At 64.9% G+C, this 9,762-nt stretch carries 5 protein-coding genes; 1 reads left to right on the top strand and 4 read right to left on the bottom strand.

Going from position 1 to position 9,762, the window contains the following annotated elements; translation table 11 throughout:
- Nucleotides 1-243 precede the first annotated feature (243 nt).
- The 3 genes from ABQU90_RS08785 to ybaL all read right to left on the bottom strand — a co-directional run bounded on the left by ABQU90_RS08785 (nucleotide 244) and on the right by ybaL (nucleotide 5,188).
- Nucleotides 244-2,385: a TonB-dependent receptor family protein gene (locus ABQU90_RS08785; protein WP_323522377.1), complete on the bottom strand. Its 2,142-nt coding sequence runs from the start codon at nucleotides 2,383-2,385 to the stop codon at nucleotides 244-246.
- Complete coding sequence (locus tag ABQU90_RS08780; RefSeq protein WP_323522408.1) at nucleotides 2,386-3,147, bottom strand: HpcH/HpaI aldolase family protein; 762 nt, start codon at nucleotides 3,145-3,147, stop codon at nucleotides 2,386-2,388.
- A 346-nt stretch (nucleotides 3,148-3,493) separates the two neighbouring features.
- Nucleotides 3,494-5,188: a YbaL family putative K(+) efflux transporter gene (gene ybaL / locus ABQU90_RS08775; RefSeq protein ID WP_055849022.1), complete on the bottom strand. Its 1,695-nt coding sequence runs from the start codon at nucleotides 5,186-5,188 to the stop codon at nucleotides 3,494-3,496.
- Nucleotides 5,189-5,957: 769 nt separating this feature from the next.
- Between ybaL and ABQU90_RS08770 the strand changes: the two genes are divergently transcribed.
- Nucleotides 5,958-7,151, top strand: coding sequence for a cytochrome P450 (locus tag ABQU90_RS08770; RefSeq protein WP_323522378.1), 1,194 nt, complete (start codon nucleotides 5,958-5,960; stop codon nucleotides 7,149-7,151).
- A gap of 166 nt (nucleotides 7,152-7,317) precedes the next feature.
- On the opposite strand, the gene ABQU90_RS08765 is transcribed toward ABQU90_RS08770, so the two are convergent.
- Nucleotides 7,318-9,723, bottom strand: a complete 2,406-nt coding sequence (locus ABQU90_RS08765) for a TonB-dependent receptor plug domain-containing protein (RefSeq protein WP_323522379.1) — start codon at nucleotides 9,721-9,723, stop codon at nucleotides 7,318-7,320.
- Nucleotides 9,724-9,762: the final 39 nt, after the last annotated feature.

The following is a 9,762-nucleotide window of genomic DNA, read 5'->3' as shown; positions in this document are numbered from 1 at the left end:
ATGCCGCGTGCTGCGGCGCTTAAGCGTGCTTCGTGCACGCCATATTCCGGCGACGGCCACAGCGGGATCGCCGTTGCCGTCGTGTGCGACCGATGCCCCTGTACATCGGTCGTATGGTGCTGCTGCTCCGTGCAGCGTGACGCTGATAAAACGGTGCAACCCTCGATCAGGTGCGCGTGGCGGCGACGAGCAACTGCGCGAGTAGCACTTGCTGGTTGCTACCGCCTACCGCGCGCACCGCGGTTAGAACGTGTACTCCAGACCTGCAGTGAACGTGCGTGCGGGTGCGGCCTGACGGCCCCATGGGCTGGTGTCCACGCCGCGGAACCAGTACTGCCGGTCGAACAGATTGTTGATCGCCAGCGACGCGCTGAATTTTTGTCCATCGCGTTCGAACAAGGTATGGCTCACCTGCGTGTTCCAGACCATGTAGGCGGGCAACTGGCCCACCGAGGCGATAGCGTTCTCCTGCACGGTGTTGGCCGCATCGCTGAAGGCCTTGCTGAAGTAGTAGCCGGAGAGCGCGACAGTGGTATGACCGAGCGCGTAGTTGCCGCCCAGGGTGATCTGATTGCGCGAGGTGTAGGGCACACGGAAACCGCGGAACGCCCCCGATTCCTGGCTGGCATCCAGGTACGCGTAGCCTGCGTTGAGGGTGAGCGCACGCAGCTGTTCCGGGCTCCATTGCAGTTCCACCTCGCCACCTTGATGGCGGGTCTTGCCCAGATTGCGGAACACGCGGGTGGTGTTGTCCAGTTGGATCTGTTGATCGAAGTCGATCAGGTAGCCACCGACCTGGATGCGGGTACGGTCATTGGGTTGATAGCGTGTGCCGGCTTCGTAATTCCACGCCAGCTCGGCATCCAGATTGTTGCCGAAGATGATCTGGGTGACCTGCGGCGCGCGCATCGAGCGCTGCCCGTCCGCATAGAAGAACCATTGCGCGTTGGCCTGGAAACCGACCGTCAGGCCGGGCAGCACGTCGCGGGTCTGGTTGAGCGTGCTCACCCCGGTGGTGCGGTTGAAATAGCGCGAATCCAGGCGCTCGTAGCGCAATCCGGGGGTGATGGTGATGCGCTCGTCCGGCAGCGTGATCGCATTGCTCACATAGGCGGCCAACGCACGGTCTTCGAACTGCCAATCGCGCACGCTGGTGAACAGGCCATCGCGCAAGCGCAGGTTGCCAACCAGGAAATCGATGTCCTCGCGTACCGCGCGCACGCCGGCGGTCCACTGCTGACGCACGCCGCCGGCCTCGCCCATGCTCCAGTTCAGCCGTGGCTCGCTGCCCACCACGCGGAAGTCGCGCGGCGCGGTCTGGCGCAGTTGCGGCGGCAGGTCCGAGCGCCAGGTTTCGGTGGCGGCCTGACGCATGCCGACGATGAAATTACGGCTGCTGCGCGCGCTGAAATTGGTCCAGGACAACCGAACGTCCCTCATCGGCCCCCAATCGCCCAAGAGTTGCTCATAGCTCAACGATGCACGCGTGGTGCGTCCGTTGAAGCTATCCAGCGGGCGCGTGGACTTGCGCGGGTCGCGCCGATAATCGTCCGGGCTGAGCGCACCGGCCAGATCCATGTCCACCAGATACCGCTGCACGCTGGCCTTGATCAACTTGGTGTCGTCCAGCCACCACTCCGCACGCACGCGCAGATTGCTGATGTCGGTATCGCTATGCGCACGCCAATACTCGCCCCAGGTGCGATTGGCATCGACCTGCAGACCGAAATTGTCGGTGAGATAGCCGCCGCTGCTCAGCGCGCTGTCCTGCAGAAACTGGCCCTGGCCGCCGGCAGTGACCTTGTGCGCCAGCGTGGTGCTCCACTCGCTGGGAATCTCCTTGCTGACCAGATTGATCACCCCGCCCACATTGTTCGGCCCGTACTGCACGGCTGCGCCGCCGCGCACGATGTCGATGCGATCGATCTGATTCAGACCCACCGGAAACAACGACAAGCTGGTCTGCCCATACGGCGCCAGCGCCAGCGGGATGCCGTCTTCGAGTACCTGCACGCGGCCGCTGCGACTTTCGTACAGCCCGCGCAACATGATCTGCGGCAGTGCGCCGGTGCCGGTTTCGTCGAAGATCTTGATGCCCGGCACACGTTGCAGTGCATCGTCGAGCGAACGATTGCCGCCAGTGCGTAGCTGCTCGCGATCGATCACCTGGCGGCTGCCCGCGTAACGTTGCACGTCATCCGGCTTCGAACGGCCGAGCAGGCTGCCCTGCACCTGGATCGCGTCCAGTGCGCGGATCGGTGTCTGACCATCGACGACAGTGGCTTCATTGGCAGCCGGCGCATCAGTGGCAAGCGCCACCTGCGGCAGACCGCAGCAGGCCGCCGCGATGGCGAGGGTCAGGGTGTGCAAACGGATCGGCGACATCTACGGCGTGCTCCTGCAAGCGGGTAGGGAGGCGGGCGCGTCGAAGGTGGCCAGATGGCCGCGCAGCGCGCGTTGAATCAGGGCGCGATCTTCGCCGGCGAGTAGCCAGCGCAGATCCGGTTGTTGCAGCCAGTGCGCGCGTTGCGCATCGGTGCGTGGATTGGGGCAAAACGGCACATCGGCGGCGCGGCAGTGCGCGTGCAGCTGCAGCAGCAAGTCCCACACCTGTGCATGCGTGGGCTGCGGTCCCAGGCCCAGGTCCAGTGCAAGATCGAGCGCGCCTTCCATCACCAGGGCCACGCCGGGCACAGCGAGAATCTCGGGAAGCGCGGCAACGCCGGCGGCGCTTTCGATCATCGGCACGATGCGGATATCGCGGTTGGCCTGGGCGATATACGTGGGCAGATCGACGTTGCCGAAGCCGGTGACGCGGCCGCCGGTGATCCCGCGCTGGCCCAGCGGCGGGAACCGCGCCGCGGCGACGGCGCGTGCCATCTGCTGCGCCGATTCGGCACGCGGCACCACGATGCCGCGCGCGCCGGCATCCAGCACCCGGCCGATCAGCTTGTCGTCCACCTCCGGCACCCGCACCCACGCCTCGCAGCCGGACAGCTCACAGGCGCGGATCGCGTGTTCCAGCTCGTCCGGCGCGCGCAGCACGTGCTCCAGATCCAGCACCACAAACCCATAGCCAATGCGGCCCAGCAGCTCGCACAGCTGCACGCTGGGCAATGCATTCAGAATGCCAACCGCATACGCCATGGAAGAGGCTGCCAAGGAAACGGGCGCTCATCCTGCTCTTGATGGGAATGATTATCAAGTGTGTTGGGTGCGGCAGTTTTCCGTTCCCCGGTCGCGCTCCGAAGGCAGGTCGCGCTGGATGTTTCAGGTCTGAATAAGGCGCACGCTGTCGCGCCCGCCGACCGTCGCCTGCGGCAGGGACCTAGGGGAGGCGGTGTCTGCGAGGCGGCGCAAAGGTTCACGCAGCTGCACGATGGCGCAGGAACCGCATCGCACAGTGGCGCGCCATGCGTATGCGTGCAGCCCGAACTCAGGATTGCCATGGCGCGCTGACTGCAGGTGCCAGCCAGCACCGGATTGTTGTGGCTTACGACGCCGGCACGTTCAACGCACGGTACGGCGGCGTGGACATCACCATTTCGGCAAGCGAGTAGGCCAGTTCGCGTTCGGCCAGCACTGCGCCGTCGGCGCCGTGTTCGAGCAGATGCTTGACCTCGGCATCGCTATGCGCGCGCGCCAGCAAAGTCAGCGACGGGTTGATCGCGCGCAGCTTGGCCAGCGCTTCGCCGGCTTCCAGCGGTTGCGGGATCGCCAGAATCGCGATTTTTGCGTTCTCCGGGCGCGCTTCGGCCAGGACGCGGTCGGCCGCTGCGCTGCCACGGATGCCGGGGATACCGGCTGCATGCGCCTTGGCCACATGGTCGCCGTTGTCGTCGATCACCAGTACCGGCACGCCACGGCTGCGCAGCAGCTGCGCCAGCGCGCTGCCCACGCGGCCGTAGCCGATGACGATGGCATGCCCGTCGGCCGGCAATGGCGGGCCGGGCGGCAGTTCCGGCTCCACCTTGGCCGGTGCATCCTGCGCCTGCTTGGCCTGCCAACGGTCCAGCCACGAGAACAGGAACGGGTTGGCCACGATCGACAACAACGCGCCGGCCAGGATCAGATCGCGCCCGGTCTCCGGCAGGATCGCCAGTTGCACGCCCAGCCCGGCCAGGATGAAAGAAAATTCGCCGATCTGCGCCAGGCTGGTGGAAATGGTCAGCGCCGTGCCGGTGGGATGGCCGAACGCGCGCACGATCACAAACGCCGCCAGCGACTTGCCCACGGTGATGGTCAGGAAGGTGGCCAGCACCTGCCACGGGTGCGCGATCAGAATCATCGGGTCGAACAACATGCCCACCGACACGAAGAACAGCACCGCAAACGCGTCGCGTAACGGCAGCGAATCGCTGGCGGCCTTATGGCTGAGCTCGGATTCCTTGAGCAGCATGCCGGCGAAGAACGCGCCCAGTGCAAACGACACACCGAACAACGTGGCCGACACGAACGCCACACCCAGCGCGATACCGAGCACGGCCAGGGTAAACAGCTCGCGCGAGCCGGTCGCAGCCACTTTTTCCAGCGACCAGGGAATCACCCGACGACCGATCACCAGCATCGCCGCGACAAACGCCACCATCTTGAGCAAGGTCAGCCCGAGCGCGGCCAGCAGCGAGCTGGACGCGCCGTCGTGCGCAGCTGGCGTACCGGTCCCGAGCGCATCCGCCAGCGCCGGCAACAACACCAGGGCCAGCACCATCACCAGGTCTTCGACGATCAGCCAGCCCACCGCGATGCGGCCGCGCTGGGTGTCCAGCAGGCGGCGTTCTTCCAGCGCGCGCAACAGCACCACGGTACTGGCCACCGACAGCGCCAGGCCGAACACCAGGCCATGAATCAACGGCCAGCCCATGCTCCAGGCCAGCGCCCAGCCGAGCAGCGTGGCCACCACGATCTGCGCCAGCGCACCGGGCACCGCGATCCACTTCACTTCCATCAGGTCTTCGAGCGAGAAGTGCAGGCCCACCCCGAACATCAGCAACATCACGCCCAGCTCGGACAGCTGGTTGGCCATGGTCTGATCGGCCACGAATCCCGGTGTAAACGGTCCAACGCAGACGCCAGCCAACAAGTAGCCGACCAGCGGCGAGAGCTTCATCTTCTGCGCGAGCGTGCCCAGGATGAAGGCGACCGCGAGGCCGACGGCGATGATGTCGATGAGGCTGGTGTCGTGGTGCATTCCAATCCGTTGTGAGAGTGTCCGAAGTGATGAAACGGCGTGACCAGCCAAACGAACTGCGCCGGGCAGCGCCTGCGGGCATCGCGAATGAAGTGCTGGAATCCGGCGCGGGGGACCAGAGCCGCAGAGCGGTCCGGTTGGCCGGACGCCCATAGTACACAGCGCATGATTAACGCGATGCGACACGTAGCGCATGCGGCCGCGAGGGGCGATCCGTTGGTGACGGTGATGCGGGTCGCTCGAACCGATGCCAGCACTGCCAACCGACGGACCGCTGCGGCCGCGGCGTCGCCGGACAGCACATCCATCGACATCGGCCACCATCGACAGCGCACTGCGACTGTGCCGCAGCGCTGAATAGCGTCGTGACGACGCGCCGCGTAACCATGGCCGATTGCACGTCCCCAGGTGACCGGCACAGGCAGTGGTTTGCCTGTGTACGTCATCGCTGGCCCTCGGCTGCAACAGGCGCGAATCGATCGCTACGCGGCTACGCGCGTGTCTCGCAACGCGCAACGCGTGCGACGTTGCGCATGCAACGCGGCAATCGTGGAGAGGGTTGCGCGCTGTCATCGATGCGCACGCGCGATGACGCAACGACGCCGCCGCACAGGGTTTGAAGTTTGACGACACGGCTTCGCGCCTGTGTCAGGCAGATGCGCAACGACGGCTGACAATCCAGGCGTCGCTTCGCGCAAGCGGTCTGCACTCCCTCCCCATGCCACGCCTCAATCGCTTCCCCCGCGATCAGGCCTCACGAGCCCAGGTCATGCATCTCAGCGACTTCGCAACAGAACAATTTCGTCAGGACCCGTATCCGACCTATGCACGCCTGCGCGCGGAAGGGCCGCTGGTGGAGGTGGCAGAACGCCGCCTGATGACCGGCCACTACGCGGTGGTCGACAGCCTGCTCAGCGACCGACGCGTCGGCCGCGATTATCTGCAGAGTATCCGTCTGCGCTATGGCGAGGCCGCTGTGGAGATGCCGCTGTTTCAGGGCATGAGCCGCATGTTCCTGATGGTCAATCCACCGGTGCACACGCGTCTGCGCGGGCTGATGACCCAGGCATTCAATGCGCGGCAGATGGAGTCGATGCGTCAGGTGGCCAGCGATACCGCTGCGGCGTTGATTGCTGGCTTCCGCGCACAGGGCCAGTGCGATGTGTTGCGCGACTTCGCGTTTCCGCTGCCCATCAGCATCATCTGCCGCATGCTCGACATCGATCCTGCCGACGCCATCACGGTCGGGCAGGCCACCAGCGCACTGGCCAAGGTGTTCGACCCGTTGATGACGCCCAAAGAGCTGGAAGCCACCAGCGCGGCGTATCTGCAGTTGGAAAGCTACTTTCATGCGGTGATCGAAGCGCGTCGAAGCAGCGATGGCGACGATCTGATCTCACGCTTCATTCGTGCAGAGGATCAGGGTCAGCGGCTGAGCAGCGACGAGATCGTCTCCAATGTGATCCTGCTGTTTTTCGCCGGCCACGAAACCACGTCCAACATGATCTGCAATGCACTGGTCGCCCTGCATCGGCATCCCGAGCAGCTGGCGCTGCTACAGCAGAACCCGGCCTTGCTGCCCAATGCTGTACTCGAATGCCTGCGTTACGACAGCTCGGTGCAGATGGCTACGCGCACGGTATTGCAGGATTTCGAGATCGCTGGGAGCGCGTTGCGCGAAGGTGAGATGGTGTATCTGATGCTGGGCGCGGCCAATCACGACCCGGTGCAATTCAGCGACCCGCAGGTGCTGGATATCCGCCGACAGCAAGGGCGTGCGCTGTCGTTCGGCGGCGGTATTCACCACTGCCTGGGCAACCGGCTGGCCTTGATCGAAATGGAGGCAGCGCTTGCTGCACTGCTGGAGCAGTTGCCGGCGTTGCGCCTGGAGCAACCTGAGACGCTGACATGGAATGACCGCGCCAATTTGCGTGGCGTGGATGCCTTGCCGGCGTCGTGGTGAAGCAACGCGTGTTGCCTTGCACGAGCCGCGCGTTAGGAACTGGCACACGCGTGGATGCGATGACAGCGACAGGCATCGCCAAGCGATCGGCGATGCCTGCACCACGCCCGCACTGATCGCAGTCTGCGATCAGTGCGGGCGCTAAACAGCCAATACACGTCCCCAATCAGAACCGATAGGTGACCCGGCCATACCAGTAGCGGCCGTTGAAGCCGAACGGCGACAGCGACGAATACTGCAGGCCGCCGGCACGGTCGTCGTAGGCGGTGGTGAGCTGCGCCTTGGTCGGGTACTGGTTGGTGATGTTGTCCGCACCCACGGTGAAGGTGAACGCGTCCCAGGTCTGGCTGGCGGCCAGATTCAGCAACCAGCGCGCGTCATAGGTCTGGTCCTGGCTGCCATCGGCCGGGTCGCTGATGCGCTTGATCGATCCGTAGCGGGTGGCGTTGAAGTTCAGCGCGAATCCGCCGATCGACCAGTCCGCGGCGGCCATGTACTTGGTGCGCGGCGTGGCATCGGTGAGCAGGCCCTGGCTGGCGCGGCCGAAGTTGGGGTTGGACAGCTCCAGGATGGTGGTCTTGTTGTAGTTGGCGCTGGCGCTGAGATTGAGCTTGCCGTAGTTGCCCAGATCGGCGAGGTAGCTGTTGATCCAGTCCACACCGCGGGTGCGGCTGGTGGCGCCGTTGACGAAGAACTGCACCGCCGCCACCTGGCCGATCGGCTGCGCAAGCTGCAGCTGATCCGAATACAGGATCTGGTCCCAGATGCGGATCTGGTAGACGTCCAGGCTGGAGGTGAAGTTGGCGGTGGGCTGCCACACGCCGCCCAGGCCGTAGTTGGTGGATTTTTCCGGGCTCAGCGGGCTGGCGCCCAATGCGACAGCCACCGGGTCGGAGGTGCGATAGGTGCCGACCTGCACCAGCTCGCCGTTCTGGATCAGCGTGACCACCGAAGCGTAGTTCTGTTGCGCCAGCGACGGGGCGCGGAAGCCGTTGGAGATGGTGCCGCGCAACGAGAACGTATCGCTGAAGGCGTAGCGCGCCGACAGCTTGCCCGAGCGCGTGGAGCCGGCGTCGCTGTAGTTTTCGAAGCGCCCGGCAATGCCGCCGGAGAGCTTGTCGGTGATGTCCGCTTCCAGGTTGGCGTAGACCGCATTGCTATGACGACCGAAGCGGCCGGCTACCGAGGGCTCCAGGCCGGAGAACACCTGCGCGCCACCGGGGTAGGGCGCGCCGGTGTCGGGATTGATGGTGTTGGGATCGAAGAAGTACGAAGCCGGCGAGCCAGCGGTGATCTCATAGCGGTCCTGACGGTGCTCGGCACCGAAGGCCACATTGACCGGATACGCCAGGCCCCAGTCGAAGGACTTGTTGACGTCGACATTGACCGTACCCTGCTCGGTTTCGAAGCCGCCGGAGTTGAAGTTGGTCGGCGAGGCGCCGGTGGTGTAGTACAGATTGGTGTTGATGCTGTTGAGGATGTTGAAGGTCATGTCGTTCTTGCCGTAGGTGGCCGACACGTCCCAATTCCATTCGTTCTCGGTGCTGCCCTTCAGACCCAACACGGCCGAGCGGTCGTTGGTGGGGTTGTAGATCTGCGGCAGAAAGCCGTTGGGATAGATCGCCTGCACATTGCGCGCGGTGTTGTCGGCGGCGCGGTAATAGCCGTTGGAAGTGACTTCGCGACGGCTCATGCTCAAATGGCCGTACAGCTCCACATTGGGCGAGAACTCATAGCCGAATGCGGCCAGGCCCTGATAGAAGTTGGACGCCGGGTCGCCATGGCGCTGATACGGCACACCGCCCGGATTGGGCGTCCCCGGCACGGTGGTGGCGCGGTTGGTGTTTTCGCCGCGATTGGTGCTCATGGTGTTCTGGTAGTTCCACGACAGCCGCACCCAGCCCGGCGCGGTGTCGCCGCCGCTGCCGCTGCCGCCGAAGGCCAGACCCACCGAACCGTCGATGCCGTTCTGCTCGCCATCGCCCTTGTCCATGATGCCGCCGTTGACCGAGATGCTGTTGCTGCCCGCAGCGGCACCGTGTTTGAGCACGATGTTGACCACGCCGGCGATGGCATCGGAGCCGTACTGCGCCGATGCGCCATCGCGCAGCACTTCGATCCGCGCAATCGCCGACATCGGCAGCGAGTTCAGATCGGCCGGCGCCGAGCCGCGACCGACATACGGGTTGTAGTTGATCAGCGAAGAGGTGTGATAGCGCTTGCCATCGACCAGCACCAGCACCGCATCCGGCGACAGCCCGCGCAGGGTGGCCGGGCGCGAGGCGTCATTGCCATCGGAGATCGCCGGGCGCGGGAAGTTCAGCGACGGCAGCAGCTTGCCCAGCGCCGTGGCGATGTCGGTGGCGCCGGTAGCCTGCAGCGATTGCTCGGTGATGATGTCGATCGGCGATTCGGATTCGGCCACCGTGCGGTCGCTGACGCGGGTACCGGTGACGATCAGGGTGTCCAGGGTTTTCTGCGGCGGGGTCGATTGCGACTGCGCACTGGCAGCGAACGAACAGACGGTGAGTGCGACTGAAATCGCCAGCGAGAGTGCGTTGGAGGTGTGCATGGGAATCAAGGCTCAAAGGGGATGAAGGACGCAGCGGTG

Origin of the sequence: Xanthomonas sp. WHRI 10207 (assembly GCF_040202975.1) — a bacterium.
Classification (GTDB): Bacteria; Pseudomonadota; Gammaproteobacteria; order Xanthomonadales; family Xanthomonadaceae; genus Xanthomonas.
This window is presented reverse-complemented; position numbering and strand designations above follow the sequence as displayed.

Excerpts from the sequence above, each read along its gene's own strand:
- ABQU90_RS08785 (WP_323522377.1), bottom strand. The coding sequence starts at position 2,385 with ATGTCGCCGATCCGTTTGCACACCCTGACCCTCGCCATCGCGGCGGCC.
- ABQU90_RS08780 (WP_323522408.1), bottom strand. The coding sequence starts at position 3,147 with ATGGCGTATGCGGTTGGCATTCTGAATGCATTGCCCAGCGTGCAGCTG.
- ybaL (WP_055849022.1), bottom strand. The coding sequence starts at position 5,188 with ATGCACCACGACACCAGCCTCATCGACATCATCGCCGTCGGCCTCGCG.
- ABQU90_RS08770 (WP_323522378.1), top strand. The coding sequence starts at position 5,958 with ATGCATCTCAGCGACTTCGCAACAGAACAATTTCGTCAGGACCCGTAT.
- ABQU90_RS08765 (WP_323522379.1), bottom strand. The coding sequence starts at position 9,723 with ATGCACACCTCCAACGCACTCTCGCTGGCGATTTCAGTCGCACTCACC.